Genomic DNA, 26,232 nt, shown 5'->3' with positions numbered 1-26,232 from the left:
GGTCAGACCGCGGGCTTGATCACGTAGCCCGCACCGCGCATGGTGTGGATCATTGGGGGGAGTGTGGCGTCGACTTTCTTCCGCAGGTAGGAAATGTAAAGCTCCACAATGTTGGCCTGGCCGCCGAAATCGTAATTCCAGACGTTATCCAGGATCTGCGCCTTGCTGACAACACGTTTGGCGTTTTCCATCAGGTAGCGCAAAACTTCGAATTCGGTGGCTGTCAGCTGCAGGTCCTCGCCTCCGCGGGTTACTTCCCGCGTGTCCACTGCCAGCTCGGAAGTGTCCATGGCTGCAACGCCTGAACGCTGAACCAGCCGGTGAAGGCGCAAGAGAACCTCCTCCATGCTGAAGGGCTTGGTCACGTAGTCGTCCCCACCGGCGGCCAGGCCCGTAATGCGGTCCTGCACATCGTCCTTCGCTGTCAGGAACAGCGCCGGAACTCCTGGCGCAAACGTGCGTATCCGCTTCAACAGTTCAACGCCGTCGAAGCCTGGAAGCATGACGTCCAGAATGAGGACATCGGGACGAAAGTCCTTGGCGAGTTTGACCGCTGCAGGCCCGTCTCCTGCTATCGCTACAGACCAGCCGGACATTCTCAAACCCATGCTCATCAGTTCGGAGAGGCTTGGTTCGTCGTCCGCCACGAGGGCCCGAATAGGGGACCCGTCAGGGTGGGTGAGCTGCGGCAGATTACTGGTGTGAGTTGCTGGCATACCTAAGTTTTTGCCCTGCGGGATTGTCTGGGCTGTGCGCTTCCTGTGTGGAGCCTGTGAGTGGGTTGGTACTGCCGCATTGCCTAGCAGATGCAAATTAAGCGAACTTTTCAGGAGGCCGTGTAAAGGGGCTGGACATTGACAGCGGTTAGAGGCAGTGTGTTTCGGTATTCCAAAAGCAACTGAATATAAACGCAAATGTAGGCCGAAACGAAGAATTTTGTTCGGAAAAGCTGCTTTCCCGAACGTTCAGACAGAAAAACAACTGTTATTTTATCCCCGTCACAGAATGGTGATTTACATCACATAATGCTGTTTTGTCTCACGATGCGGACGAATCGGTCCATTGTTACTTGCAAGTTGTCATTGTTACGTTGCACACTCTCATTGTGAACAAGAACTCAACAGCACCTGCAGCCGCAGTATCTCGGACCAGCACATCCGCTGGCTCTGACATGCGCTGTTGTCGAATGCACGCCTGACTTTCCTACCCCGAACAGTTGTTTAGGCATTCGCCCCCCAGCCCAGCGTCGGGCGCCCCTCCCCAGTTCTCATTGCGGGGAAATCGAGCATTCGAGCCGCGATGACGGCCATTCACATTGAGGTAAGCATTCATGTCAGTTGCATCTGGATACGTCCACATCTCCGTCCGTAACGCCAACAAGAGCGCTCCGCCCGCCGGTGTCCGCCCAGGTTTTGGTGGCCGCCCTGCATTGGCTCCCGCGGCTCCCAGCAGCAGTTACGCCGCGCCCGGCTTCGTTCCGCAGGGTTACAACCCCAACTCCTACGGCCAGCTTCGCGCTGTGTCCCCGGTTGATCCGTCGCCGGCCACTGCCCCCACCCCGGTCATCGCTCCGGCCAATGGCTCCGCCGTTCGTCCTGTTCCGAATGAGAACGTTGCACGCGGATTTGTGCTGTACATGGGCATTGACGAGGAAACTGCCGCCGCGTCCGGGACGTCCATCGCCAAGCTCGCCCAGGAAATCCGCGCCTACGCCCAGTCCCTCGTTTCCGGCGCCGAAAGCTACGCCGCTGTTGCAGTAGCGCCTGCTAACGCCCCCGGTTCGGCGCTCGACGTCGTCCGTTCCACTTTCGGTGACCCCACCGTGAACTCGCGGCAGCGTCCCGAAACGGCCCGCACACCCCAGGCCCAGGATCCCCGCCCCTCCGGCGTGTTGATCGACCTGGCCCGACGTGAAGTCCACCTCGACGGCGAATCGCTGAACCTGACGTTCAAGGAATTCGAACTGCTGAACTACCTGGTGGAAAACGGCACCCGTACCGTTGGCCGCGACGAACTCCTTGAAGGCCTGTGGCGGAACGCCGAAGAGGTGCCGAACGAGCGCACCATCGACGTCCACATCCGCCGCCTACGTTCAAAGCTGGGCCGCTTGGCCAATACCGTGCGCACCGTCCGTGGCCAGGGCTACCGCTTCTACGAGCACCCTGAGGTCATCGTCTGGGCCGCTCCGGAATACTCGATCTAGCCTCCGCTACGCACGAAAGCGGCATTCTGCCGTGCCTTAGCGTTCGCTGGCTTCCTTGACCTCGCAAGCTCGGACAAGGAATCCTGCCAGCTCGCTTCCTCCTTCGTTCCTCCCCACCGTCTCCCTAGCCTCGCAAGCTCGGCCAGGGAACCCTGACGGCGTGGGCCCACGGCGGTGCGGCACTACGCAGAATGCCGCTTTCGTGCGTGACTAGTGAGTGTGTGCCTCCGCGGCTAAGGGATGTGCCGCCTTTGGCGTTCAGTCTTGTCTCTGAGTGTGTGCCTCCGCGGCTAAGGTTCCTGGCGGGCGACGGCATCCCGTCAATCCCGGCAACCTTCGAGAAGAGTTACCTATAGATCACACGGCAATGCGGTGGTAGCTTGACCTTCTATTCAGGGTAGGAGAAACGATCTGCAGGAGGGCTGTGTCATGAACGAGGCCAACGCCGGTGGGACGGATGTGGTGGACATCCTCACCGCTGACCATCAGGAGATGGTGGAGCTGTTCGGACAGATTGAGGGAACGTCCGACGCCGGCCAGCGCAGAGACTTGGCCGATACTCTGATCGCCGAGGTGATGCGCCATGCTGTCGCCGAGGAGATGTTTGTTTACCCGGCCATAGAAGAGCATGTGCCCAACGGCGCCGAGGAGGTCGAGCACGACAAGAAGGAACACGACGAGATTGTCCACTTGATGAAGCAGGTGGAAGGCGTGGATCCTTCTGATCCGACCTTTATGGAACTGGTTCAGCAGCTGGAGGCGAAGTTGCGTCACCATGCGAATGACGAGGAGTCTGAACAGTTCCCGAAGCTGCGTACCCACATTCCTGCAGAAAGACTCGTCGATTTGGGCGAAAAAGTGCAGAAGGCCAAGAAACTGGCACCGACCCGTCCACATCCCACTGCGCCGCACTCCGAGTTGTTTCACAAGACGGTTGGCCCAGGGGTGGGAATGGTTGACCGGCTCCTGGACAAGCTAACGGGGCGCCATACAGGCTAAAGAGCGCGCTGTAGGATCTGCGGCGAGGGAGTAAACATGGCGTTGACTGAGGTGGCCGACAACGTCCACCGCTTCGCGGACGCATACGTCAACTTTTACTTAGTCGAAGGTCGGGAAGGGCTTACCCTCATTGACTCGGGTCTTCCGTCAATGTGGTCGCCGCTTGAGCGCGCACTGATTGGGCTCGGCTACTCCCTTCAGGACATCAGGGCACTTGTCCTGCCCCACGCCCACTTCGATCATTTAGGCCTTGCCAGGCGCCTTCATCAGCAACTGGGGATTCCTGTGTGGGTCCATGCCGGGGATTCATACATTGCCCGCCATCCCTACCGCTACAGGCACGAACGCTCACGCTTCATCTTCGCACTCACACACCCGCAGGGTCTCCCCGTGTTGGCGAGCATGACTAGGGCTGGCGCGCTCAACGTCAAAGGCGTCGGGGACGTGAAGCACTTCCCCGGAACTGGACCGCTCCCCGTTCCGGGCAGCCCCGAGATCGTCTTTTCACCAGGTCACACGAGCGGCCACTGCGCGCTCCTTCTCAAGGAGCGGGGCATTCTATTCAGTGGCGATGCGCTCGTCACCATGGACCCGTACACAGGAAGGACCGGTCCGCGTATCGTCGCAGGTGCCGCCACCGCGGACAGCGCACTAAATCTCGCGTCCCTCAAGCATTTGGCGAGGACACAAGCTGGCTTGGTCCTGCCAGGCCACGGAGAACCCTGGACAGCGGGGGTTGAGGAGGCGGTTGCGATCGCCGAGGCTAACGGGCCGGCGTAAGGTGCAACTCGCCCCTCCGTGTCAGGCCCGATAGATGCGGCTAAACCGTTGATTGTCCGGGCGGTCCTGCAAGCAGGCAGCAGCCGCTGGGATGCGGCTATAGGCTTGGGGGCATGAGTGAGCACCATATTAAGCGGCTGGTGATCATGCGCCATGCCAAGGCTGACTGGCCTGGCGGGGTTGCCGATCACGACCGTCCCCTTGAAGAACGGGGTCACCGCGAGGCGCCGCTGGCCGGTAAATGGCTGGTCAAACATGACGTGGTTCCTGATTTCATCCTGTGCTCCAGCGCCCTCCGTACCCGGCAGACGTGCACGTGGGTGTGCAGCGAGCTCGGTGATAAAGCACCCACCCCCAAACTGGAGGGCGGGCTGTACGCAGCGTCTGCCCAGCGGATGCTCACCGTTATCAACCATGTGCCGGACACGGTCACCACACTCATGGTCATTTCGCACATGCCCGGTGTGCAGGACCTCGCGATGCACCTGGCCTCCCGCGATTCGGACCATGATGCCTATATGGACGCCGCCACCAGATTTCCCACCAGCGGTCTGACCGTCCTGGAGACCGAAAAGTCCTGGGCGGAACTGGACGGCCAGGACGCCCGGCTTACCCGCTTTAAGGTGCCGAGGGCCCACTAACGGGAGCATGCGCCACTGGACGCGCGGCTGGAAGGGCTCGCCCGCGGATCCGGATCACCTGGCGGGAAAATCCCCTGGCAACTGGCACAGTGGGAGCGTGAACATACGTCATAGCGCCTTGGCTGTCCTCGTAGCCGTCCTGTGGGGCGTAAATTTCGTAGCGATCGACCTTGGCCTGCATCCCGAGGGCGTCAGGGACGTGCCCCCGCTGCTGTTCGTGGCGATGCGCTTCGTTCTCGTAGTGGTCCCGTGCATTTTCTTCATCCGCAAGCCGGACGTCAGCTGGGCGGTAATCCTCGGCGTCGGGTTGTTCATGAGTACGGGGCAATTCGCTCTCCTGTACGTGGGCATGGCACTGGGGATGCCGGCAGGGCTGGCGTCGCTGGTGCTGCAGGCCCAAGTGCTGTTGACGGTGCTGATTGCGGCGGGAGTCCTGGGGGAGCGGCCCAGTGGCCGCCAACTTGCCGGCGTCGTCCTGGGCGTGGCAGGGCTGGCCGTCGTGGCAGCGGGACGCAGCATGGTGGCGCCTGTCCTGCCATTCATTATCGTGCTCGCTGCTGCCCTCTCATGGGCTGTCGGCAATGTGATCGTCCGGAAGGCGAAGGCTACCTCCGGGCTGGGTTTGGTGGTGTGGTCTGGGGCCTTGGTGCCGCTGCCACTTGCCGGGCTCTCCCTCTTGGTAGACGGATCAGACGCTGTGGTTGGAACGCTGGCAAATCTCCAGCCTGCCACCGTGCTGAGCGCCATCTACACAGCGGTGTTTGCCTCGCTGTTGGGCTTCGGGATCTGGAACCGGCTGCTCAGCATGTATCCGTCGTCGGCCGTGGTTCCTTTCACGCTCCTGGTCCCGGTAGTAGGCATGAGCACTGCGTTTCTGGTGCTGAACGAAGTTCCGTCGCCTGCCGAAGTGGCCGGCGGGGTGCTCCTGTTGGGAGGGGTGGCCACCGCTGTACTGGGACCGGTGGGGCCCCTGATCACTCCGGGACAGCGCCGTTGGCATGCTCAGCGGCGGGACGTCGCCTTCGCCGGTCCGGCCCCTTTGGCTGGGGGTTTGGGCTTGGGTGCGGCAGGTGCGCGCCTGGATGCCGCCGACACTTTGGGTGCCACGGATGGTCTGGGCGCGTATGACTTGGACCCGGAAGGCCTCCCCGCCGCGGACGCCTTGGGTGCAGCTGAGGAGCTCCGCGACCGGGTTGACGGCGAGGCGGGTCGCTTGGAGGCAGACGCCGAGGCGGACCGCCGGGACGCCGCAACCGGCCTACGGCGCGAGGCCGATGAGGATCTGGAGGCGGAAGGAAGCCGTTTGCCTGAGGGCCACACAGCTCCGGCAAAGAGCACCAGCAATGTTCCTGAACCTGATGCAACGGCCAAGTAAAAATAGATGTCCGAATCCTGGGTGGTGACGGCGCTGCCAAGCGCCGCCGCATCCTGGTTGAAGGCCAGTCCCCACATCCGCAGAAAGGCGATGGCGAAGCCGATGAACAGGCTCGTCCCGAGGCCTCCCGCCAATAACGCCAGATTGCGCCCGCGCGTGACCACCTGGACCACCGATGCAAGGTAACCGATCGCCATCGCTGCCAGGAAAGCGAACAGGACCAATTCTTCGAGGGTGACGGCAGTCAGGACCAGCAGGCCGACGGCGGCGAAGGCCGCGCCAATCGCTGTCCTCCCGCTGGTCCCCATGGTGCCTATCTTCCCCGACGGCGGGTTATTTCAGCACGTAGCCACGCATGATTGCCATGATCGCCGCAATGCTTTGTTCCTTGGTCCGCTCGGGGTGATACGTCTGCCGGTCCAGGCCCACCACAAAGCAGGCACCGAAAATTGCAGTTTCCAGGCTTCCGCGGGAAATTGACGTGTCCACTGGGTACGTTGCCGCCACCCTTTCAATCGCCGCACCAATAACCTCCAGCAAGAGGGCACGGAGTTCAGCGAAGGTGTCCTGCCAAACACTGGGTGTCCGCCAGTTCTCACTGACCCACAGCCGGGCAAACGAAGGGTAGTCCGCCATGAAATCCATAGCCTGGCCGATCATCTGATCCATGGCCTCCAGCGGATCCGCAGAATTGTCCTGGGCGCTTAGAAGCCGTGTCAGCAGCATGTCCACGCCGTGGCGCAGGAGCTGGGCGATGAGATCGGACTTGCTGCCAAAGTTGTAGTACACCGTGCCCTTTGAAACGCCTGCAGCCGCTGCTATCTCGTCCACTGTCACGCCGGCCGCTCCACGCTCGCCGATCAGTTCCATTGAAGCCTCGAACAGTTTTTGTTTGGTGGCGTTGGTCCTGCCGGGGCGCAACTTCCGCTCTCCGGCTTCCTGCGTGCTCATACAGCAATCTCCGGCTTCAACGATTTAAGGGTCCAGAACTTGTGCTTGCGGACTGCCAGTGTGGACAGCGCGGCTCCCAGCACAGTGTAGCCAAGGAGACCCATTACCGTAGGCAGGATCAGGGAGAGATCGGCTCCGTAGATCAGGTGGCGCATTCCGGTGACCACGTAGCCCATGGGCAGGACGTCATGCACCACATGCAGTGGCTGCGGCGTGGTCTGCCAAGGGAAGGTACCGCCGGACGAGACCAGCTGAAGCACCAGCAGGATGAGGACCACCAGCTTTCCCGGGGAGCCGAGCAGCGCCACGATGCCCTGGATGAGAGAGCTGAAGGCCATGGCGGCGGCGAGCATAAACAGCCACATCAGTACCGGATGGGCGGGGTTCAGTCCAAGCCCGACGTCCACCACCAGCGTGAGCAAACTCGCCTGCAAAACGGAAACAGCGAGGAACGGCAACCAGCCGCCGACGGCGATTTTCCAGGCGGGGGCGTTGGAAGCCAGGGCCCGCTGGGTGATGGGACGCATCGCCTGGACCAGCATAAAGATGCCGATCCACAAAGCAAGGGTGAGGAAGAACGGAGCCAGCCCCGCACCGTAGGAGGTGGCCTTGGCCTGGGAGACGTTGTTTACCGCAACCGGATCCGCAATGACCTTGGACAAGCTGACCTTCTGGGAGTCATTCGGGTTGGGGACCTGTCCCGCGCCTTTGGCAAGTTCATTGGCCAAGGTGCCGGCACCCCCAGCTGCTGCTCCCGCCCCGCTTTCGAGTTTCGCGGCTCCGGAATCTACATCCTGTGCTCCCGTTGACAGACGGGCTGCGCCGTCCAAGGCGGTCTGCTGGCCTGCGGCAAGAGTAGCTGACCCGGACGCCAGCTGATCGGCTCCTGCCGCCGCCTGGGATATTCCGCCGGTCAGGGCCGGGGCAGCAGCGGCAAGCCTGGCAGCCCCGTCACTGACCGCAGCAGATCCATCCGCCAACTGCTGGATCTGCGCTGCATCCCCCTGGATCTTTGATTTGGCATCAGTTGCGGGGCCGGAAGCTGCGGCGGCATCGAAGTCTGCCAAGACCTTGTCCGCCTGTTCCTGGTTGAGCACACCTGACTCCACCAGCTTGGCATTGGAAGCCACGACACGTTCACGCAGGCTCTGATCGGCTGCACTCAGCTGGCCGACGACTTCCTGGACCTTGGTGTTCAGGGCGGCATTTCCCGCGGCCACCTGCGCTGCACCATCAGCCAGCCGTTGAGAATCGGTGGGCAAGGTTGCTGTCTTGTCCCTAAGCTGTTGCAGGCCGCCGTCGAGCTGTCCTGTCCCGGACGCGAGCTGATTGGCGCCATCCCGAAGTTTTAGCTGGCCCTCGTACAGCCCGGCTGCCCCCTGACTGAGCTGGCCCGTCCCGGAATGGAGCGTCACTGTGCCGTCGTGAAGCTGGTTCACTCCGCCGGACAGTTGCTGGGCCCCGTCTGCTGCCTTGGTGACCTGGGAATGGATGGTTCCGAAGCCGGTGAGCAGCTGATTGGCGGTTTCCTCGCCCACCTCCTGGGCAACCGAGGCGTGAACCGCGGTGGTCAGCTTGTCCACGATGGTGCTCAGGAGGTAGTTGTTGGCATCGTTCGTAGTCACGTTCAGCATCGCCTGGTTGGCGGCGTCAAAGCTGCCGGGGGACGCAAGGTTGGCCGAGAAGTCCTTCGGGATCTTCAGGGCGAAGGCGTACCTTCCGCTTGCGACGCCCTGATCGGCTTCATTGCTGCTGCTGATGTTTTCCCAGTTGAAGAGGTGGCCATTGACCAGGCTTTCGGCCACTTCCTTCCCTGCCTGGAGCTCTGTGCCGTTGGCTGAGGTCGCTCCTGTGTCCTCCACCACCAGCGCAGCGTCAATCTGGTCCAGATTGCTGTAGGGATCCCAGTTCGCGTAGAGGTACACAGCGCCATAGAGCAGGGGCACCATGATCAGGGCTAGCAGCGTGAGTTTCGGCAGCAGTCCGCCGGTCATGCGCTTGAGTTCGGAGCGGGCCAGCCGCAGCACTGTCACTTGGAGCTCTCCTTCTCGGGAACATCGTTGTTGATAATCGCGGACGGTCCCGTCCAGCCATCCGGGAGGGCGCTGACGGTGGCGACGACGGCGAGCGGCCGCCCGCCGTCGTGCGCCAGTTCCTCCAGCCTCGAAAGCCAGCCTCCCGCGTCCGCACTGTGACGGTCCGGAGAGTCCACCACCAAAAGGTCAGTGTCGGGGTTGGCGAGGGCCAGAGCGGTGAGAAGTTCAACACGCCGCAGCGGTTTTAGCTGCTCGGCCCACAATTCTGCGATGTCCTCGAAGCGGTTGATCTTCAACCATGGCTTGCTAAGCAAAGCCCCGCGGTACCGGCGCGGAATCAGGGCAAGGTCCTCGGTAACGAGGTCACGGACGGTCAGGTGTTGTTCGGGTTCATTGACGCCAGGGGAATCGACGAGGGCGCTCGCGGTCCGAAGTTTCTTGGTCTTGTTAACGCCATCCCAGCTGATGGAACCTGCCGTTGCCTTCATTCGGCCGCTCAGGCTAAGGGCCAAGGCTGTCCGTTGGTCCTGGCGTTCCCCTGCGACCAGCAGGAGTTCGCCACGGCGGCCCTGCAGGGAGATCGGCGGCAGAAGGTCCTCCCTTCGGCCTTGGACACGGAGGTTTTCTACGGAGAGCATGTGGACCTTTCACAGACGGCATCTGCGCTAAGCCTAACTGAACTGACCGGTCAGTTCAAATAGGCGGACACCCACGGTTCTTCAACGAGCCGCCACAGCCGGCCTTCCCCAACCCGGAGGCAGCAAATTTTTGGTCAGGACGTGAGGCAGGGCTGCATAGTTCGGGCCATCCCGAAACGATTTGGGCATAGCGTTGGAGTCATGACAATGCACAGGTATCGGACGGCGTTGACCTGGTCCGGAAGCACCACGAAATACGAGGACTACGAGCGGGGCCATGATGTGAAGATTGGCCCTGCTCCATTGCGGATCAGCGCCGATGCTGCTTTCCTCGGTGATTCTGACCTGGCGAATCCGGAACAGATGCTGGTTGCGGCTGCGAGCTCCTGCCAGCTGCTGTCGTTCCTCGCAGTTGCTGCCCGCTCCGGCGTCGACGTGATGAGGTACTCGGATGATGCCGAAGGCCAGATGCCGGAGAGTGGTTCGCCGATGTGGGTTACCAGGATTACGCTGCGGCCGCACGTGGTGGTCCGCGGTGGGGATCCGGAGCGGGTGGAACGGCTTCTGCAAAAGGCGCACCAGCAGTGCTATATCGCCAACAGCCTGACAAGCGAGGTCTCAATCGAGCCAACCATCGAGGTCAGCTGATGTTCGATATCAGCCTCCCGGTGCCCGACGGGGCGCGCTCTCTTGCTGGTATAGGCCAGGTCCTCGGCGCTGCCGGCGTCGGGCTGGAAGGTGGCGGAATGTGGTCCGGCACCTCGCACTACCTCGTTAGCGATGCTGCGGCCGCCGTAAGTGCTCTGGACAGTGCAGGATATGGCCCCGTTATGGTGCAGCCTGTGGTGATCGCCGATCTCGATGCGGATGTGCCGGGCGCCCTTGGAATCCTCATGATGCGGCTGGCCGAGGCCGGAGTGCAGCTCAAAGTCCAGTACAGCGATCACGGCAACCGGAAGATCCTCGTGGTGGACGATCCCGACAAGGCACGAGCGGCGCTTGGCGCAACCACGGACCAATGAGCGGTGAACCGGAAATCGCCATCCCGGCGAGAGCCATCGGAGATCCAGCACGTGCCCGGATGCTTACCGCCCTTCTCGGGGAACGAGCCCTGTCCTCAGGAGAACTGTCCCGCATCGCCCGGTTGTCTCCATCGAGTACCAGCGAGCACCTGCACGTCCTCGCTGAGGCAGGCCTTGTGCTTGTGGATAACCAAGGCAGGCATCGGTTCTACAGGCTCGCCAACAGTGACGTGGCCCGCGCCATCGAGTCTCTGCAAGCAATCGCCCCTCTTGCCCAGGTCAACTCCCTTCGAGGGCAGCGCGCATCCCGGGAAATGCGCGAGGGCCGCACGTGTTACGACCATCTGGCCGGAGACCTGGGGCTGCGGCTGACAGACCTTTTGCATCAAGGGGGAATTATTGACGAGCCTGTTGTGGGAAGGATCGGACAACTGCCCAAACCATTTCCCGACAATCACATCGTCAGGGCTTTAGGACTTCGCCAATCTGACGGAAGTCGACGCCCGTGGACCCGAGGCTGCCTGGACTGGACCGGGCGCCGGCTACATGCGGCCGGTCAGGTTGGTGCTCAGGTGCTCTCGGCTTTGCGAGCCAACGGATGGATCACTCCACGTCCTGATAGCCGCGCCGTGCAGCTCACGGCGATGGGCGAACGCGGCCTGCAGGAGCTTGAGAATTAGAGCTCCCGCTTCACAGCCCGTATGACACGGCCGTGCTCTCAGAGGCTAGACCGGTATATAGCCTTGGCTCACACTTGGAACGCCCCATGAGATGCTTCAGGACGCTGACATGGCTGGGATGCTGCGCCGGAGCGCCGGGTGCGTCGCCGGAATTGCGCCTCGAGGAGCCGCGGAGCCGCGAAATGCGAGAGAAAACGTGGTGAACAAGCGGGCCGCGGCTGCCTGTTGGAGGGCGGCGGAGCGCTATTGGGGGGAGTCCAGCCGGGGCTGAGGCCAGGCGCAGCCCCATCATTGTGCAGTGCGGCGCGTGAAGCAGCACACAAAAAAATCCGCCCCGGCGAACCGGTGCGGATTTCGTGTATTGTGCGCCCAAAGGGATTCGAACCCCTGACCTTCTGTTCCGTAGACAGACGCTCTATCCAGCTGAGCTATGGGCGCATTCGCGGCTCTTAGAGAACTTCGCTCTCTGCCGAACCTCGAATTACTTTACGCGAGATATGGCCGTAGTTCCAAATCGAAACATATGTAATCTGCACAACTAGACCGGTCTATGTGAGCTTACTCACAAAAATCCCGCATTTTGATAGCGCTCTTCCTTGAGTTCACGCGGTTTTTCCTTTCGCAGGTGCGTTCGGCCCTGCGTTGGGCCCAAAATTTACAGGCGGTTGGCCACCTAGCATTTAGGACACACCACTGAACCCGAGGAAGGGAACCGCAATGGGCGATCTGGCGCGACTGCCGCTGCTTGAGAAAGCACCCACCACACATGCCGGCCTGCTGGCGTGGGTCGAGGAGGTTGCTGAACTTACCCAGCCTGCCCGCATCCACTGGGTGGACGGCTCCGAAGAGGAAAATACCAGGCTCACCGACGAACTCGTCGCTGCCGGCACCCTGACCCGCCTCAACCAGGAATTGTTCCCCAACTCCTTTGCCGCTTTCTCGGATCCCGCGGACGTTGCCCGCGTCGAGGAGCAGACCTTCATTTGCTCTAAGAACAAGCGCGACGCCGGCTTCACCAATAACTGGATGGCACCGGATGAGATGAAAGAGAAGCTTCGCGGCCTCTTCGCCGGTTCAATGCGCGGCCGCACCATGTACGTCATTCCCTTTGTCATGGGACACCTCGACGCCGAGGATCCGAAGTTCGGCGTCGAGATTACCGACAGTGCCTACGTCGTTGCCTCAATGCGCATCATGGCCCGCATCGGCACCGAGGTTCTGGACCGTATCACGGCAACGAACGCCTTTTTTGTTCCGGCACTCCACTCACTCGGTGCGCCTCTCGCTCCCGGCGAGGCCGACGTCGCTTGGCCCTGCAACCCGGACAAGTGGATTGTGCACTTCCCTGAAGAGCGCTCCATCTGGTCGTTCGGTTCCGGCTACGGCGGCAACGCGCTGCTGGGCAAGAAGTGCTACGCCCTGCGCATCGCTTCAGTGATGGCCCGCGACGAGGGCTGGCTGGCTGAGCACATGCTTATCCTCAAGCTGACCTCACCGGAGCAGAAAACCTACTATGTCTCGGCGGCCTTCCCGTCCGCCTGTGGCAAAACCAACCTTGCCCTCCTGGATCCCACCATTGATGGTTGGAAAGTCGAAACGCTTGGTGACGACATCACCTGGATGCGGTTCGGCAAGGAAGGCGAGCTGCGCGCCGTCAACCCGGAAGCCGGCCTCTTCGGCGTGGCTCCCGGAACCGGCTGGGGTACAAATCCCAACGCCATGCGCGCCATCGCCAAGGGCAACAGCATCTTCACCAACGTCGCATTGACCGACGATGGCGGAGTCTGGTGGGAGGGCATGACCGATGACGTTCCTGCCCACCTCACGGACTGGCAGGGGAACTCGTGGACGCCGGACTCGGGCCAGCCCGCGGCTCACCCCAACTCACGTTTCTGCACCCCCATCGACCAGATCGACATGCTGGCCGAGGAGTACAACAACCCGGACGGCGTCGAGCTTTCAGCCATCCTGTTCGGCGGGCGCCGCAAGACCACCATTCCCTTGGTTACGGAGTCGTTTGACTGGTCCAACGGAATCTTCATGGGTTCCACGCTCTCCTCGGAAACCACCGCGGCTGCGGCGGGTGCTGTAGGTGTTGTGCGGCGTGACCCGATGGCCATGCTTCCGTTCATCGGGTACGACGCCGGTGACTACCTCAACCACTGGGTGAACCTCTCGGCCAAGGCCAACCCGGAGCGGCTGCCCAAGATCTTCCTGGTCAACTGGTTCCGCCGCACGCCGGAGGGCGGATTCGCCTGGCCCGGATTCGGTGACAATGCCCGTGTCCTCAAGTGGGCCATGGAGCGCCTCGAGGGCAAGGCGGCCGCCGTCGAAACGCCCATCGGGTTTGTTCCCACCGGGGATTCGATTGACCTGACTGGCTTGGACATGACCCCTGCCCAGGTGGAAGAAGCCGTCCGCGTCGACCCGCAGGAGTGGGCCACCGAGCTGGCTTCTATCGAGGACTGGTACGCAAACTTCGGCGGCTCGCTGCCGGACGCGCTCCAAGCTGAACTGGCCCGGCTCAAGGCCCGCCTGAACTCAGAGGCGTAAAGTACAAGCCACTTAGAGCAGCTCCGCGCCTTTCGGAAAGGTGCGGAGCTGCTCTATTTAAGCAGGTGTTGCGGCCGCTGTGAGGGAAGAGGTGTCACCCGGTACGCGCATCCGGCGTCCGCATTCCGCTGTAAGCTGCCCCGACGCCTGCTGCGAAAATGAGGACGGCGACGTAGACCGGACCGAGGTGCCCAAGAGTGGCCAGCCCCCATGGATAGTGTGCGGGTAGCGCAACAGCGAGTCCGACCACCGTGACGATAACCGCTGTGGTTAATGCCCACCGTTCTCCGCGCCGCACTCCGTACCAGGACAGGCCTGCGAGGGCCAGCCCGGTCGCCGCGATGAAACCACTGAGCGCGATGTGCAGATGGCTGATGTAGTGATGCAGTTGCGGGCTGAAGGCCTCGATCTCCGCCATCCCCTTATCCACTTCGTCAGGCCCGATGCCCAACTCAAGGAAGCTGCCCGTGAAGTTGAGTATCAGAAAGACGGCGGCGTACGCGACGAAGGCCAGCCCGGCAAGCGTCATAAGGGCCGCTCCTGTCCGGAGACGGGACTGTTTCCCTTGGGGAGTCTGGATGGCAGACATGGCCACCACACCCTTTCCACAACATGGTGCTACTGACAGGAATGCCCCGGAAGTTGTTCAAGTCAAGAGATCTATTATGGGCTTGGCTCGTGCAGCCGGTGGTTGACAAGTCTACTAGTAGATATGTCACCATGATGCATGACACTTTCCCGCCTCATTCTGGGCTTACTCAGCCTCGCGCCGATGACCGGCTACGAACTCAAGAAGCACTTCGACGCGACGGTGAACCACTTCTGGTCCGCGGATAAGGCCCAGATTTACAGAACGTTGACATCGCTGGTCAAAGACGGGCTCTGCGTCGCCGAAACCGTGCAGCAGGATGGTCTTCCGTCGAAGCAAGTGCACCGCATCACCGAGCACGGGAGGGCGGCACTCCTTGAGTGGCTGGAAGCCGAGCCGGCTCCTGACGCGGAACGGAATGCCTTCCTTGGGCGGGTGTTTTTCGCAGGCCAGCTCGATAAGGAGCAGGTGCACAAGCTGTTTGACAGCCGCAGGGATGCAACACGCACCTACCTTGCCTCGCTGCAGGAGCAGTTGGCTGCAAGCCCTGCGGCGAAGCCGGGGGAGGCGCTCTACTTTCAGCTGGCAACTTTGACGAACGGGATCCACCACGTGATAGCAGAACTGGAATGGCTGCAGGACATCGAAAAGGAACTGGTATGAGCACACACGCAGACGCTTACCCCGAGGTTCATCCAAGATCTGCTGATGCCGGTGCTGCCGCAGGAGGGACAATTGTGTTCCTGCACGGCGGAAACGTCGCCAACTGGATGTGGGACCCGCAGGTAAAAGCACTTCGTGACTATCGGATCCTCACCCCCGATCTGCCCGGTTTTGGCGGCCGGGTGACAGAGGAATGGACAGACCTGGCCGGGACAGCGGACGCAGTGGCCGACTTCATTGCTGAGCAGGCAGAACCTGGCCCGGTCCACGTCGTGGGCCTCTCGATGGGTGCCGTCGTCGCTCTTCATCTCATCGCCAGGCACCCCGAAATCGCATCTTCGGTCTTGGTTAGCGGAGCGGTCGTGTCTGAAGTCGGGGGAGTGACACGGTTGCTATCGGCCCTGCAGTTCGTCTTCTGGGAGCGGCCATGGTTCTGGCGGGGGCAGGCGAAGGCGTTCCGGTTGCCGAAGGATTCCGTGGAGTTATACGTGCGCCATGGATTGTCGGTCCGGCGGTCAAACGCGGAACGGATGCTCCGGGAGGTGTATGCGGGAGCTGTCCCTGAGAATCTGGCAGCGTTCCCTGGCCGTCTCCTGGCCGTAGCAGGGGAGAAGGAGCCAGCAATTGTGTCTGCTTCCTTCGCAAGTCTGGGCTCTCTGCTTCCCCGCGCAGAGTTCAGGCTTGCCCCGGGTATGCATCATGTATGGAATGTTGAAAACGGAGAACTGTTCAGCGCCATGGTCCGCCTTTGGGCGGAGGGAGAGGTGCATTCGGGGTTGCTCCCTCCAGCGCAATCCCGGTAGGCGCGTTACGCAGGCGGGGACCCGGGCGTGTCTTCGGCCGGGGTCACCTGACGTTGATCCCTCCGAGGAGTAGGTTGGAGTTCAGGCCATGGCATGGGGGAGAGGGGCAAATGCAGATGACGAAAACTACGGGTGTGGCACCACGGCTCGCTGAAGCGCTGGCAATTGTGCTGGGAGCCGAAGGCATCCCCGTTCGTGTACAGGCGTGGGACGGTTCAGAGGCTGGCCCACCGGATGCTCCCCTGGTCATGTTCCGATCCCGGCGGGCCCTACGGCGGATCCTGTGGTCACCCGGGCAGCTGGGACTGAGCCGCGCCTATGTTTCAGGCGACATCGATGCTCCCGGTGACATCTTTGAGACCTTCGCGGCTTTGAATTCCATCGCCAAGTTTGCCGAGGGCGCCCCCGCCCGTTCATTGACCGTTCGGGAAGTCCTGAAGCTGGTCAGAACAGCGGTCCGGCTTGGTGCCCTGGGGCCAAATCCGGCACCGCCCCCGGAAGAAGCGAATGTCGGCCGCCACGGCCGACGGCACTCCAAGAAAAGGGACGCCGCAGCGATTTCCCACCATTACGACGTCGGCAATGACTTCTACGGCATGGTGCTCGGTCCGTCACTGGTCTACTCGTGCGCCGTTTGGGAGAACGAGCAGACCGGCCTTGAAGCTGCCCAGGAGGCCAAACTCGATCTGGTCTGCCGCAAGCTGGGCCTGCAGCCAGGCATGCGCGTGCTCGACGTCGGTTGCGGCTGGGGCAGCTTCGCCCTTCACGCCGCCCAGCGCTACGGCGTTGACGTCGTCGGGGTCACTCTTTCGGCAGAACAGGCTGCATTGGCCAGCAAACGGGTGGCAGAAGCCGGGCTGACGGACAGAGTGGAGATCAGGATCCAGGACTACCGCGACGTCAACGACGGCCCTTTTGACGCCATCAGTTCCATTGGAATGTCAGAACACGTGGGCCGCGAGCAGATGCCACGGTACACGTCCCACCTGCGCGACCTGTTGCGCCCAGGCGGCAGGCTCCTCAACCACGCGATTTCGTGGAACGCCGGGCCTACCGATCCTGACCCGGACTCCTTCATTCCACGGTATGTTTTTCCCGACGGCGAGATGCTCAGCCTGGGTGAGATGGTCACGGCACTTGAGGCGGCGCGTCTGGAGGTGCTGGACGTTGAAGCCCTACGCCGGCATTATGCGTTGACGCTCCGCGCCTGGGTGCGGAACCTGGAAGATCACTGGGACGAAGCTGTGGAGTCCGGCGGCGCAGGACGCGCACGGGTTTGGCGGCTGTACATGGCCGCAAGTGCCCTCGGTTTCGAGGATGGAACCACTGGCGTCAACCAGATCCTGGTTCAGAAGGCCGGAGGGGACGAGCCGCCCCTTCGCCGTACGGCCTGGACGTAGCCTGCGCCGCGCCTGCGCCGCATGGCCTGGACTTAGCCGCACGCCCTGGACCTGGTCCTTGAGGTAGCTAGTCCACCCAAACGGTGGGGTCATCTGAGTCGGCTGCGAGCTGTCCGAAAGTCAGCTCCCCCGAATTGGCATTTGTCGTGTAGGGAAGGACGGCGGAAAACACAGCGCCGTCCCGGTGCTCTGTCGCCACATGGATTGCGTCAGTGTCATCTTCAAGCAAGGTGATATCGCAGACCACTGCCGCTGCCCGGAAATCGTCCCGGTTCTGCTTGAGCAGCTCCCGGAGGTCGCTGATCATCGAGTCGGCGTCAAAGTCGGCGTCGGACCCGGCCGGAGCGTCCGACGGCGTGACCGCCACAAGGCGGACCTCGCCGTCGTTCTCCACTACTAGCGCAAAAGGCAGGAACCCGCCGTTCCGTCCGAGTTGTTCCTGGGCGGCACCGACGCCGGTGCCCAGCAGGTTTTCCAGATCGGTCGCTGTGGACGCCGCAACCGAGCTGCGCCAGGACGTTTCCGAGGCGGTACTACCTTGCCCGGAGGTTTCAGGCCGGGAGGTTCCGCGCAAGATGGCGTCGCCGGAAGTGCTGGTGTTGGGGGATGCATCAGTCATGGCAGAAGGAGGGCTAGCTCCGGACCAGGGCGAGGACGCGGTCGCGCAGGGTTTCCATGGTGGCCCTGTCCTTGGCTTCAGCGTTGAGGCGCAGGAACGGTTCGGTGTTGGAGGGGCGAAGATTGAACCACCAGCTGCCGTCCTTTGCCGTGAAGGTGCTGCCGTCCATGTGGTCGATCTCAACATCGTCATTCTCGAAGTTGCTGCGGACCCGTTCCACGGCCGCAGTCTTGTCCTCGATTTCGGAGTTGATTTCCCCGGATGACACATAGGGTTCGTATTCGCGGCCGAGTTCGGACAGCGGACCCTGCTGTTCACCCAGGGCGGCCAGCACGTGCATGGCGGCGAGCATGCCGGTGTCCGCGTTCCAGAAGTCACGGAAATAGAAGTGGGCCGAGTGCTCGCCGCCAAAGACGGCGCCTTCCTCAGCCATAACTGCCTTGATGAAGGAATGGCCCACGCGTGTGCGGACTGCGCGGCCGCCGTCGTGCTCCACGAGTTCCGCCACCGCCTTTGACGTCAGGAGGTTGTGAATGATGGTGGGGGTTTCCTCGCCCAGGGCCTTGGCCCGGGCAATTTCGCGCCGGGCCACCATGCCGGTGATAGCCGACGGCGATACAGGCTCGCCTTTTTCGTCGATCACAAAGCAGCGGTCGGCGTCGCCGTCGAAAGCCAGTCCGATATCTGCCCCATGCTCGACGACGGCGGCCTGGAGGTCCCGGAGGTTTTCCGGTTCCAGGGGGTTGGCAGGGTGGTTCGGGAAGGACCCGTCCAGCTCGAAGTAGAGGGGAACGATCTCGAGGGGGAGTTTCGGCAGGAGGGTGTCGCCCAGGACAGCAGGAGTGGTGAGGCCGGCCATGCCGTTGCCCGCATCCACGACGATTTTGAGGGGGCGTGAACGGCTGAGGTCCACAAGGCTGCGAAGGTAGGTGGAGTAGTCCTTGAGAACGTCTTGGACGCCGATCTGGCCGCGTCGGGGGGCAGCCGGAATAGTGCCCGCTGCGAGGTACTCTTCCGCCAAAGCCTGGATCTCCTTCAACCCGGTTTCCGAGGAGATGGGAACGGCTCCGGCCTTGGCCATTTTGATGCCGTTATAGGCTGCCGGATTGTGACTGGCCGTAAAAGTAGCCCCTGCCGCGTTGAGGGCTCCACAAGCGTAGTAGAGCTCGTCGGTGGAGATCAGGTCCAGGAGCTGGACATCGGCGCCGCGGGTGGCTGCGCCATTGGCAAAGGCCTTGCTGAACTCAGGGGAGGAGGGCCTCATGTCGCCGCCAACAAGGACCGTCTGGCCTTCGAGGGCAAGGATGTCAACGAAGGCGGCCCCCACGGCTTCAACGATTTCCGCGGTGATGGATTCGCCCACGATGCCACGAACGTCATAGGCCTTGAAGGAAGCCGAGAGATCAAAAGTCTTTGTCTGGTCGCTAGTCACGCGTCCCATCTTACGTTGAAGGTGAAACGCCCTGCTCCGCTCTTCGGCGCAGACCTGCCCCGATATCCACATGGTCATTGAGCATTCTTTCGGGCTGTCAGAGGTGGCTGGGATACTGAAGCAATGCTCACCAATCGAGATGCCCCTGCTCTTCATGCCTTTCCTGCCGCCGATACCGGATCTGTAGCCTCGTCCGCTTCTGCCATTTACGGTGAGGCGCTTGATGTGTTGCGGGAGCTCGTTGGCCATCCTGGTGCCAGCTTCCATGACGGCCAGTTTGAGGCCATCGAGGCACTCGTCGGCCACGGACGCAGGGCACTCGTGGTCCAGCGAACCGGTTGGGGAAAGAGTGCCGTGTATTTCGTGGCATCGCTCCTGTTGCGGCGACGCGGTGCCGGCCCAACCCTGATCGTTTCCCCGCTGCTTGCGCTGATGCGTGACCAGGTAGCCGCGGCAGCAAGGGCCGGAGTCAGGGCAGTCGCAATAAACTCGGCCAATCAGCTCGAGTGGGATACCGTCCGGGAACAGCTGGCAGCGGATGAGGTGGATGTGCTGCTGGTGTCGCCCGAGAGGCTCACCAATCCGTCGTTCCGGGAGAACCAGTTACCCGAGCTGATCCGCAGGACAGGCCTGCTGGTTATTGATGAGGCGCACTGCATTTCGGACTGGGGGCACGATTTCCGGCCGGACTATCGGCGAATTGCAGATCTTATTACCGAACTTCCTTCTACTGTGCCGGTTCTGGCCACAACAGCCACTGCCAACTCCAGGGTGGTTCACGATATTGAAGAACAGCTAGGAGCGGACGTCCTGACCATTCGTGGTGCCTTGGGCCGGGAGTCCCTGCGGTTGGGGGTGCTCACCCTCCCCGATTCCCGGGACAGACTGGGGTGGTTGCTGACCCATCTTGGGGATTTACCGGGGAGCGGCATCATTTACACACTCACCGTCTCCGCTGCGGAGGACACTGCACGGCTGCTTGCGGAGGCCGGCCACAAGGTCCTGGCCTATTCGGGGCGAACGGACCCCGCCGACCGGGAACGGGCCGAACAGCAGCTCAAGGACAACCAGGTCAAGGCCTTGGTTGCCACCTCCGCGCTCGGCATGGGTTTTGACAAGCCGGATCTGGGCTTCGTCGTGCACCTTGGAGCCCCGTCGTCCCCCGTGGCTTACTACCAGCAGGTTGGGCGCGCCGGTCGAGGGGCAGCCAACGCTGACGTACTTCTCCTTCCCGGATCCGAGGACCGGGATATTTGGCAGTACTTTGCCACAGCATCCATGCCTTCGGAGGAAAAGGCAGCCGCCGTTCTCACCGCACTAGGCGATGCCGGAACGGCTGTGTCCACTGTGGCCTTGGAGGCACGCGTGGACCTGCGCCGGACTCCGCTGGAGCTGCTGCTGAAAGTTCTGGCCGTGGACGGAGCCGTGGAGCGGGTAGGTGGAGGCTGGCGCGCCACGGGTTTGCCCTGGGTCTACGACTCGGAACGGTACAGCCGTATCGCTGAAGCACGGGTTGATGAGCAGGACTCCATGGTCATTTACCAGGACACCGCCGGATGCAGGATGGAGTACATCACCGCGGTCCTCGACGACGCGACGGCGCGTGCTTGCGGCCGCTGCGATAACTGTGCGGGGCGATGGTTCCCCACCGACATCAACGCCTCAGCAACTGAGGCCGCGGGGGCGACGCTCAGCCGGGCAGGTGTGGCCTTGGAACCCCGGCTTCAATGGCCCACCGGAATGGACCGGCTGGGTGTACAGGTGAAGGGCAAAATCAAAGCAGACGAGAACGTGGCTGAGGGGCGCGTTCTTGCCAGGCTCACAGACCTGGGCTGGGGCGGGTCCTTGCGGGAGCTTTTCGCTTCCGGCGCCCCTGACCGGGACATCGATCCGGCCATGCTTCAGGCATGCGTCCAGGTTCTTCGGGAATGGGGTGCAGGCAGCGATCGCACGCCGGGCTGGAGCGGGGCTGGTCGGCCAGCTGGAATCGTCAGTATTCCCTCACGGAGCAAGCCGGCTTTGGTGCAATCGTTGGCCCAGGGGATTTCAGGGATAGGCCGCATCCCGTATCTGGGACAGCTCCAGCTCGAGCATGGAGGTCCAACCGGGGCCAGGGGAGGAAACAGTGCCTACCGGCTCGCCGGCATCTGGGACCGCCTGGCTGTGGGACCGGACCTGGCAGCTGAACTGGAACCGCTCTCTGGCCAGAGCATCATGCTCGTGGACGATCTCACAGACAGCCGCTGGACCATCACTGTTGCTGCCCGCGCGCTTCGGCGAGCAGGCGCGGGAGCTGTTTTGCCGTTGGTGCTGGCGCAGGCAGGCTAAGCACCCGGGAGCCTAGGGCGTTGCCTTCCGCTCAGGTTGCCGCCCACGGCTCACTTCGGCGCCAGCATGGCGTTGCAGGGACAGGCTGTCCAAGGTGCTTAGGAGCATCAGCGCAGCCATGGCCAGGAAGGCGCCCCGGTAAGGTGCTGTGGCATCCGTGCCCAGCGCGCCGGTGCTTTCAAAAATGCGGAGGGAAAGGGCGCCCAAGGCTATGCCCGTGCCTGCGGCCAACTGCACCAGGGTCGCGGACACCACGTTGGCCGACGGCAGTTGGGGCGGCATGATGTCCGCATATTGCACTGAGGCATAGGCGGAGAAACCAATGGAACGCGCTGCTCCACTCACCACCAGAAGAACAGCAATCAGCGCTTCGGGAGTGCTGGCGTCGAGCATTGAACATAGAGCGAAGGTGATGGCCGAAGCAAGGGAGGCAAACACCAGCACAGGCTTGAAGCCGAAACGCCGGATCAGTGGTGTGGTGGCTGGCTTGATACCAATGTTTCCCACGAATACTGCGGCCACCATCGCTCCGGCGTGCAAGGGGTCCCATCCGAAAGCGTCCTGGAACATCAGGGGAAGCAAAAACGGTACAGCGCTGATGGTGAGCCGGTAGATGAAGCCTCCGGTGGCCGTTGCGCGGAATGTCCTTGTGGAAAAAACCCCCAGGTCGAAGAGGGGATGCCCGCTGCGTCGCATCCAGCCGGCAGCAGCAGCGAGGAGCAGCAACCCCAAGCCGACGACAGCCCAAGGGAGGACATCGGATGGATGATGGCCTGCGTATTCCAGCCCCACCACTACGGATCCCACACCCAGTGTTGTGAGGGCCAGCCCGGGCCAGTCCAGGCGCCGGTCCGGGTTTCCGGCACCTTGGGGAACCAGCCGCAGCGCTAACAGAAAGGCCGCAAGTCCCAGCGGAAGGTTGATCAGGAAGATCCACTGCCACGAGAGGTAGCTGGTTAACGCCCCGCCGATGACGGGAGCCAACACGGGTGCCAGGAGCCCGGGCCAGACGAGGTAGGCGGTGGCGCGCAACAGGTCCTGTTTGGGGGTTCCGCGGAGCACAACCAGTGTTCCTACCGGAACCATCATCGCTCCGCCCGCACCTTGGAGGATCCTGCTCAGGGTCAGCATGGTCAGGTCCTGGCTGAGGGCGCAGAGCAGAGAAGCAGCTGTGAAGGTGGCGATGGCGACACAAAAGACGTTGCGGGCCCCGAGCCTTTCCGCCAGCCAGCCGCTGATCGGAATTCCCATGGCCACTGTCATGAGGTATGCGGTCATCGTGATGTTGACGTCGGTGGGCGCTACGGCGAAATCTCTCGCGATACTCGGAATGGCAGTGACCAGCACTGTGCCGTCGAGGAATTCCATAAAGAATGTGGCCGCCACAAGCAGGGCAAGCCGGGGGCTCCAGGAGTCTTGCCCCTCACTGCTGTTGTTTACCATGCGCTTATCCTCACACGGTATTTTTGAGGGCTGCGCCAGCTTGTCATCCTACGCAAAAGGTCCCGGTCAATGACCGGGACCCAACGCGGAGACGGGGGGATTTGAACCCCCGGTGGAGTTGTGCCCCACACTTCATTAGCAGTGAAGCCCATTCGGCCGCTCTGGCACGTCTCCAATTGCTATTACTAGCCCACCAAGGATACGCAGAACCGGCCATACAGTGCAAAACGGTTCGGGAACGCGTGGCCGGCAGAAACGGCCGGAGTCCGGGAGTCAGCGCACCATGCGGATCGTTTTCAGGTTTTCCCAGTCCGCGATGACGTCATCTGCTCCGTCCGGCCGGAAACCAAAGTGCCGATAGAACGCGATAGCCTGTTCGTTTTGAGCGGCAACCCAGAGGCTCGCGGGCCCGTCACCCACGGCCGCTTCCAGCAACTGCCGGCCCAGGCCAAGGCCCTGATAGGACTGCAGCACATAGAGGCCCCAGAGTAGTACGGGACTCCCTGCGGACTGCTGCTCTGGCGATTCACGGCCGGCAAAGCCGACTACCTTTTGGCCCTCGCAGGCCACCCAATGATCAGAGACGCGGGGGCCTTCGAGGATCCGCTGCCACATGCCGAGCCTGGCTGCGGGATTCAAACCTGCGAGAAAGCCGTCCGAGAGGACGCCCCCGTAGGTCTCCTTCCAGCATTGGACGTGTACGGCGGAGAGCTCCTCTGCATCCCGCGGTCTTGCCTGCCGGACCGACAGCGGGCCGGCTTGGCTCATCCGGCCCGTCCGGCAAGGGCCCGCCACAGGAAGTGCTGGCTGCGGCTTTGGAGGGCAGCTGCCTGACGGTTGTCCGACGCACCTGCGTGGCCGCCTTCCAGAGCCTCGTGATACCAGACGTTGGGAATCCCCATGGCCTGCATGCGGGCAGCCATCTTCCGGGCCTGGACCGGGCCAACTCGGTCATCGGAGGTTGCCGTCCAGATGAAGGTCTCCGGATAGTCGACGCCGTCCCTGAGGAGGTGGTACGGCGAAAACGTCCTGATGAAATCCCAGTCCTCAGGGTCATCGGGGTCGCCGTACTCCGCGATCCAGGAGTGGCCGGCGGACAGTTTGGTGTATCGCCGCATATCCAGAAGGGGCACGCCGCAGGACACGGCACCAAACAATTCGGGATACTGAGTGAGCATGTTGCCCACCAGGAGGCCGCCGTTGGAACCGCCTACGCAGCCCAGACGTTCCCGCGACGTCACGCCCCTGGAGATCAGATGCCTGGCCACAGCGGCGAAGTCCTCGTACGCGCGGTGCCTCTTCTCCTTGAGGGCCGCACGATGCCACGAGGGGCCGTACTCCCCTCCGCCACGGATGTTTGCCACCACGAAAACCCCGCCGCGGGAGTGACCGGCTTCAGCGTTTGAACCCGCAGAACCGTCACCCGCAGAACCGTCACCCGCCGAACTGTCACTCGGAGAACCATCACTCCCGGAAATTACGGCAGTGCCCGTACGCCGTTCCAGCCAGGCCCGCCCGATGGCTCCGCTGTAGGCGGGGGTCCGGGAAATTTCGAAGCCGCCGTAACCGGAGAGCTGGGTGGGGTTTTGGCCATCAAGAACCAGGTCCCTGGATGCCACCTGGAAGTACGGCACCCTGGTGCCGTCATCGGAGACGGCAAAATGCTGCTGGACCTCGTAAGCGGAGTCGTCAAAGAACGACGGCGAGGTCCGGATCACCTCATGGGCGCTGCCTACTGCACTGCCTTCGCGCTTCAGCGTCCCGCGGGTGAGGGTACTGGGAGTGGTGAAGCCGGTAGCAATGAGCCAGAAGTCGTCTGCGGAGCCCGTGTCCTCGTCCTCATCGTCCACTGCATAGGCGGTGACATCGTGCAGGGGCGGGCACGCGTCCAACACGGAGGAAGCCCAGGCTGAGTCTCCCCCCTCCACAGGTCGTGAGGGATCAAGGACGCGGATTTCGGAGGAAACGTCCTTGAGCAGATTCAGCAGCAGGAAGTTGCGGGTCCAGCTCCAGGACTGAAGCGACGTGCTGGAGTCAGGGGCGAACAGGACCACCAGTTCCCGCCCGCCTGACAGGTAACTCTCAAAGTCGGCGGCCAGCAGCGAACCGGCAGGATGGATGACACCGTTGACTGTCCAGTCGCCTTGTGGCCGGAAGAGCAGCCATTCGCGGTGAACGCTGAGATTTACGTCAGTGGGGACGTCAATCCGCAGCCAGGAGCCATCGCGGAGAACAGACGTCTGCCTGTTGAAGAAATCCATCCAGTCAACGGCGAACGTGCGCTCGAACCCCGGCGTGGAGTCGTGGGAGATAAGCGCCATCATGTGGTCCTCGGGTATTTCGAAGAGCCGCTCAGCGGAGGCAAGGGTGCTGCCCCGCCGCAGGATCACACCGGTGCGCGCGTAGGAGGAGGCAGTCTTCGGCAGGTTTCCTGCCGTGGAGGCCACCAGGAGCGTGTCCGCATCCAGCCAGGAGACGTTGCCCTTCGCCGTCGGCAGGTCGAAGCCTCCGTCAGCGGGTTCAACAAAGGCGCGGTTGACGACGTCGAACTCCCGGTAGCGGTTGGCGTCACCGCCGTCAGGGGAGAGGGCGAGGAGCACCCGCCGGTGCGGTTCGCCTGCAGCCGGCCTCAGGAAGTCAGCTCCATGGAAGACCCATTCTTCTCCTTCCTTGGCTGCCAGTGCATCAATGTCAAGGAGCACATCCCACTCGGGGGATCCGCCCAGGTAGCTGTCCCAGGAGGTGCGCCGCCACAGACCCCTGGGGTTCTTGCCGTCCTTCCAGAAGTTGTAGTACCAACTGCCGTGCTTGCCCACCATCGGAATCTTGTCCGTGGAATCAAGAACTTCCAGGACCCGCTCCTCCAGTTCTGCATAGTCCGCGTCCTCCAGCAGGTCCTCAGTGCGGGCGTTCTGTTCGCGGACCCAGGCCAGCTGCTCCTCCCCGTAAATCTTCTCGAGCCAGATGTTCTCGTCGGTGGGTTCGGGGGCTGTCGCCGGAGCCGAGGGGTGGCCGGACGTGGGCTGTTGTTCAGCTTCGGTGGTGGTCATGGGCCCATCCAAGCAACTTCCGTACAC

At 62.3% G+C, this 26,232-nt stretch carries 22 protein-coding genes, 2 tRNA genes and 1 pseudogene; 13 read left to right on the top strand and 12 right to left on the bottom strand.

Annotated features, from left to right (window positions below):
• Positions 1–2 precede the first annotated feature (2 nt).
• A complete protein-coding gene (locus M1E02_RS17465) occupies positions 3–716 on the bottom strand; it encodes a response regulator transcription factor (protein WP_479375457.1) in 714 nt (237 codons plus the stop codon).
• Positions 717–1,330: 614 nt separating this feature from the next.
• Between M1E02_RS17465 and M1E02_RS17460 the strand changes: the two genes are divergently transcribed.
• The 5 genes and pseudogenes from M1E02_RS17460 to M1E02_RS17440 all read left to right on the top strand — a co-directional run.
• On the top strand, positions 1,331–2,203 hold the full coding sequence (locus tag M1E02_RS17460; RefSeq protein ID WP_479375456.1) for a winged helix-turn-helix domain-containing protein: 873 nt from the start codon (positions 1,331–1,333) through the stop codon (positions 2,201–2,203).
• Between the two features lie 429 nt (positions 2,204–2,632).
• Positions 2,633–3,202 carry a hemerythrin domain-containing protein gene (locus tag M1E02_RS17455; protein WP_479375455.1) on the top strand — a complete coding sequence of 190 codons (570 nt, stop codon included), beginning with the start codon at positions 2,633–2,635 and terminating at the stop codon, positions 3,200–3,202.
• A gap of 36 nt (positions 3,203–3,238) precedes the next feature.
• A complete protein-coding gene (locus tag M1E02_RS17450; RefSeq protein ID WP_479375454.1) occupies positions 3,239–3,982 on the top strand; it encodes an MBL fold metallo-hydrolase in 744 nt (247 codons plus the stop codon).
• A gap of 113 nt (positions 3,983–4,095) precedes the next feature.
• Positions 4,096–4,623: a SixA phosphatase family protein gene (locus M1E02_RS17445; protein WP_479375453.1), complete on the top strand. Its 528-nt coding sequence runs from the start codon at positions 4,096–4,098 to the stop codon at positions 4,621–4,623.
• A 97-nt stretch (positions 4,624–4,720) separates the two neighbouring features.
• Positions 4,721–5,578 (top strand): annotated as a pseudogene (locus tag M1E02_RS17440) (EamA family transporter); the annotation flags it as partial.
• A gap of 753 nt (positions 5,579–6,331) precedes the next feature.
• Here M1E02_RS17440 and M1E02_RS17435 read toward each other — a convergent pair.
• Genes M1E02_RS17435 through M1E02_RS17425 form a run of 3 tightly spaced genes read right to left on the bottom strand, consistent with a single transcriptional unit; the run spans position 6,332 to position 9,623 of the window.
• Positions 6,332–6,949 (bottom strand): TetR/AcrR family transcriptional regulator, encoded by a 618-nt coding sequence (locus tag M1E02_RS17435; protein WP_479375452.1) that lies wholly within the window; start codon positions 6,947–6,949, stop codon positions 6,332–6,334.
• Positions 6,946–8,982 (bottom strand): YhgE/Pip family protein, encoded by a 2,037-nt coding sequence (locus tag M1E02_RS17430; protein ID WP_479375451.1) that lies wholly within the window; start codon positions 8,980–8,982, stop codon positions 6,946–6,948. The genes M1E02_RS17435 and M1E02_RS17430 overlap by 4 nt, the downstream gene beginning before the upstream one ends.
• Positions 8,979–9,623 (bottom strand): ABC transporter ATP-binding protein, encoded by a 645-nt coding sequence (locus M1E02_RS17425; RefSeq protein WP_479375450.1) that lies wholly within the window; start codon positions 9,621–9,623, stop codon positions 8,979–8,981. Before M1E02_RS17425 ends, M1E02_RS17430 begins: the two co-directional genes overlap by 4 nt.
• Before the next feature lie 201 nt (positions 9,624–9,824).
• Between M1E02_RS17425 and M1E02_RS17420 the strand changes: the two genes are divergently transcribed.
• Genes M1E02_RS17420 through M1E02_RS17410 form a run of 3 tightly spaced genes read left to right on the top strand, consistent with a single transcriptional unit; the run spans position 9,825 to position 11,325 of the window.
• The gene (locus M1E02_RS17420) at positions 9,825–10,271 is read left to right on the top strand and encodes an OsmC family protein (RefSeq protein WP_479375449.1); all 447 of its coding nucleotides are present in this window, start codon (positions 9,825–9,827) and stop codon (positions 10,269–10,271) included.
• Positions 10,271–10,645: a hypothetical protein gene (locus M1E02_RS17415; RefSeq protein WP_479375448.1), complete on the top strand. Its 375-nt coding sequence runs from the start codon at positions 10,271–10,273 to the stop codon at positions 10,643–10,645. The genes M1E02_RS17420 and M1E02_RS17415 overlap by 1 nt, the downstream gene beginning before the upstream one ends.
• Positions 10,642–11,325, top strand: coding sequence for an ArsR/SmtB family transcription factor (locus M1E02_RS17410; RefSeq protein WP_479375447.1), 684 nt, complete (start codon positions 10,642–10,644; stop codon positions 11,323–11,325). Before M1E02_RS17415 ends, M1E02_RS17410 begins: the two co-directional genes overlap by 4 nt.
• A 364-nt stretch (positions 11,326–11,689) precedes the next feature.
• Here M1E02_RS17410 and M1E02_RS17405 read toward each other — a convergent pair.
• Positions 11,690–11,763 (bottom strand) — tRNA-Arg (locus M1E02_RS17405).
• Positions 11,764–12,042: 279 nt separating this feature from the next.
• Here M1E02_RS17405 and M1E02_RS17400 point away from each other — a divergent pair.
• Positions 12,043–13,878 (top strand): phosphoenolpyruvate carboxykinase (GTP), encoded by a 1,836-nt coding sequence (locus M1E02_RS17400; RefSeq protein ID WP_479375446.1) that lies wholly within the window; start codon positions 12,043–12,045, stop codon positions 13,876–13,878.
• 94 nt (positions 13,879–13,972) lie between these two features.
• Here the strand turns inward: M1E02_RS17400 and M1E02_RS17395 are convergent, their stop codons facing one another.
• Complete coding sequence (locus tag M1E02_RS17395) at positions 13,973–14,467, bottom strand: hypothetical protein (RefSeq protein ID WP_479375445.1); 495 nt, start codon at positions 14,465–14,467, stop codon at positions 13,973–13,975.
• A gap of 138 nt (positions 14,468–14,605) precedes the next feature.
• Between M1E02_RS17395 and M1E02_RS17390 the strand changes: the two genes are divergently transcribed.
• The 3 genes from M1E02_RS17390 (at position 14,606) to M1E02_RS17380 (ending at position 17,333) form a co-directional block, all read left to right on the top strand.
• Positions 14,606–15,130, top strand: a complete 525-nt coding sequence (locus tag M1E02_RS17390; RefSeq protein ID WP_479375444.1) for a PadR family transcriptional regulator — start codon at positions 14,606–14,608, stop codon at positions 15,128–15,130.
• Positions 15,127–15,933 carry an alpha/beta fold hydrolase gene (locus M1E02_RS17385; protein ID WP_479375443.1) on the top strand — a complete coding sequence of 269 codons (807 nt, stop codon included), beginning with the start codon at positions 15,127–15,129 and terminating at the stop codon, positions 15,931–15,933. The genes M1E02_RS17390 and M1E02_RS17385 overlap by 4 nt, the downstream gene beginning before the upstream one ends.
• 116 nt (positions 15,934–16,049) lie before the next feature.
• Positions 16,050–17,333 carry a class I SAM-dependent methyltransferase gene (locus M1E02_RS17380; protein WP_479375442.1) on the top strand — a complete coding sequence of 428 codons (1,284 nt, stop codon included), beginning with the start codon at positions 16,050–16,052 and terminating at the stop codon, positions 17,331–17,333.
• A gap of 67 nt (positions 17,334–17,400) precedes the next feature.
• Here M1E02_RS17380 and M1E02_RS17375 read toward each other — a convergent pair whose 3' ends face one another.
• A complete protein-coding gene (locus M1E02_RS17375) occupies positions 17,401–17,952 on the bottom strand; it encodes a hypothetical protein (RefSeq protein WP_479375441.1) in 552 nt (183 codons plus the stop codon).
• 13 nt (positions 17,953–17,965) lie between these two features.
• Entirely contained in the window at positions 17,966–19,384 is a 1,419-nt protein-coding gene (locus M1E02_RS17370; RefSeq protein ID WP_479375440.1) for a phosphomannomutase/phosphoglucomutase, read from the bottom strand.
• A gap of 123 nt (positions 19,385–19,507) precedes the next feature.
• Between M1E02_RS17370 and M1E02_RS17365 the strand changes: the two genes are divergently transcribed.
• Complete coding sequence (locus M1E02_RS17365) at positions 19,508–21,712, top strand: RecQ family ATP-dependent DNA helicase (protein WP_479375439.1); 2,205 nt, start codon at positions 19,508–19,510, stop codon at positions 21,710–21,712.
• Positions 21,713–21,724: 12 nt separating this feature from the next.
• Here the strand turns inward: M1E02_RS17365 and M1E02_RS17360 are convergent, their stop codons facing one another.
• The 4 genes from M1E02_RS17360 to M1E02_RS17345 form a co-directional block, all read right to left on the bottom strand.
• Complete coding sequence (locus M1E02_RS17360; RefSeq protein ID WP_479375438.1) at positions 21,725–23,155, bottom strand: MFS transporter; 1,431 nt, start codon at positions 23,153–23,155, stop codon at positions 21,725–21,727.
• A gap of 86 nt (positions 23,156–23,241) precedes the next feature.
• Positions 23,242–23,329: transfer RNA gene (locus M1E02_RS17355), tRNA-Ser, on the bottom strand.
• 99 nt (positions 23,330–23,428) lie between these two features.
• Positions 23,429–23,923, bottom strand: a complete 495-nt coding sequence (locus tag M1E02_RS17350; protein WP_479375437.1) for an N-acetyltransferase family protein — start codon at positions 23,921–23,923, stop codon at positions 23,429–23,431.
• Positions 23,920–26,205: a prolyl oligopeptidase family serine peptidase gene (locus tag M1E02_RS17345; protein WP_479375436.1), complete on the bottom strand. Its 2,286-nt coding sequence runs from the start codon at positions 26,203–26,205 to the stop codon at positions 23,920–23,922. Before M1E02_RS17345 ends, M1E02_RS17350 begins: the two co-directional genes overlap by 4 nt.
• Positions 26,206–26,232 lie beyond the last annotated feature (27 nt).

The sequence above is a fragment of the Arthrobacter sp. Z5-13 genome (genome assembly GCF_056499105.1).
Note: the sequence above shows the minus strand (reverse complement) of the source record. Positions and strands in the feature narration are given on the sequence as shown.

Coding starts and splice junctions, on each gene's coding strand:
- M1E02_RS17465 (WP_479375457.1), bottom strand. CDS start 716: ATGCCAGCAACTCACACCAGTAATCTGCCGCAGCTCACCCACCCTGAC.
- M1E02_RS17460 (WP_479375456.1), top strand. CDS start 1,331: ATGTCAGTTGCATCTGGATACGTCCACATCTCCGTCCGTAACGCCAAC.
- M1E02_RS17455 (WP_479375455.1), top strand. CDS start 2,633: ATGAACGAGGCCAACGCCGGTGGGACGGATGTGGTGGACATCCTCACC.
- M1E02_RS17450 (WP_479375454.1), top strand. CDS start 3,239: ATGGCGTTGACTGAGGTGGCCGACAACGTCCACCGCTTCGCGGACGCA.
- M1E02_RS17445 (WP_479375453.1), top strand. CDS start 4,096: ATGAGTGAGCACCATATTAAGCGGCTGGTGATCATGCGCCATGCCAAG.
- M1E02_RS17435 (WP_479375452.1), bottom strand. CDS start 6,949: ATGAGCACGCAGGAAGCCGGAGAGCGGAAGTTGCGCCCCGGCAGGACC.
- M1E02_RS17425 (WP_479375450.1), bottom strand. CDS start 9,623: ATGCTCTCCGTAGAAAACCTCCGTGTCCAAGGCCGAAGGGAGGACCTT.
- M1E02_RS17420 (WP_479375449.1), top strand. CDS start 9,825: ATGACAATGCACAGGTATCGGACGGCGTTGACCTGGTCCGGAAGCACC.
- M1E02_RS17415 (WP_479375448.1), top strand. CDS start 10,271: ATGTTCGATATCAGCCTCCCGGTGCCCGACGGGGCGCGCTCTCTTGCT.
- M1E02_RS17410 (WP_479375447.1), top strand. CDS start 10,642: ATGAGCGGTGAACCGGAAATCGCCATCCCGGCGAGAGCCATCGGAGAT.
- M1E02_RS17400 (WP_479375446.1), top strand. CDS start 12,043: ATGGGCGATCTGGCGCGACTGCCGCTGCTTGAGAAAGCACCCACCACA.
- M1E02_RS17395 (WP_479375445.1), bottom strand. CDS start 14,467: ATGTCTGCCATCCAGACTCCCCAAGGGAAACAGTCCCGTCTCCGGACA.
- M1E02_RS17390 (WP_479375444.1), top strand. CDS start 14,606: ATGACACTTTCCCGCCTCATTCTGGGCTTACTCAGCCTCGCGCCGATG.
- M1E02_RS17385 (WP_479375443.1), top strand. CDS start 15,127: ATGAGCACACACGCAGACGCTTACCCCGAGGTTCATCCAAGATCTGCT.
- M1E02_RS17380 (WP_479375442.1), top strand. CDS start 16,050: ATGACGAAAACTACGGGTGTGGCACCACGGCTCGCTGAAGCGCTGGCA.
- M1E02_RS17375 (WP_479375441.1), bottom strand. CDS start 17,952: ATGACTGATGCATCCCCCAACACCAGCACTTCCGGCGACGCCATCTTG.
- M1E02_RS17365 (WP_479375439.1), top strand. CDS start 19,508: ATGCTCACCAATCGAGATGCCCCTGCTCTTCATGCCTTTCCTGCCGCC.
- M1E02_RS17360 (WP_479375438.1), bottom strand. CDS start 23,155: ATGGTAAACAACAGCAGTGAGGGGCAAGACTCCTGGAGCCCCCGGCTT.
- M1E02_RS17350 (WP_479375437.1), bottom strand. CDS start 23,923: ATGAGCCAAGCCGGCCCGCTGTCGGTCCGGCAGGCAAGACCGCGGGAT.
- M1E02_RS17345 (WP_479375436.1), bottom strand. CDS start 26,205: ATGACCACCACCGAAGCTGAACAACAGCCCACGTCCGGCCACCCCTCG.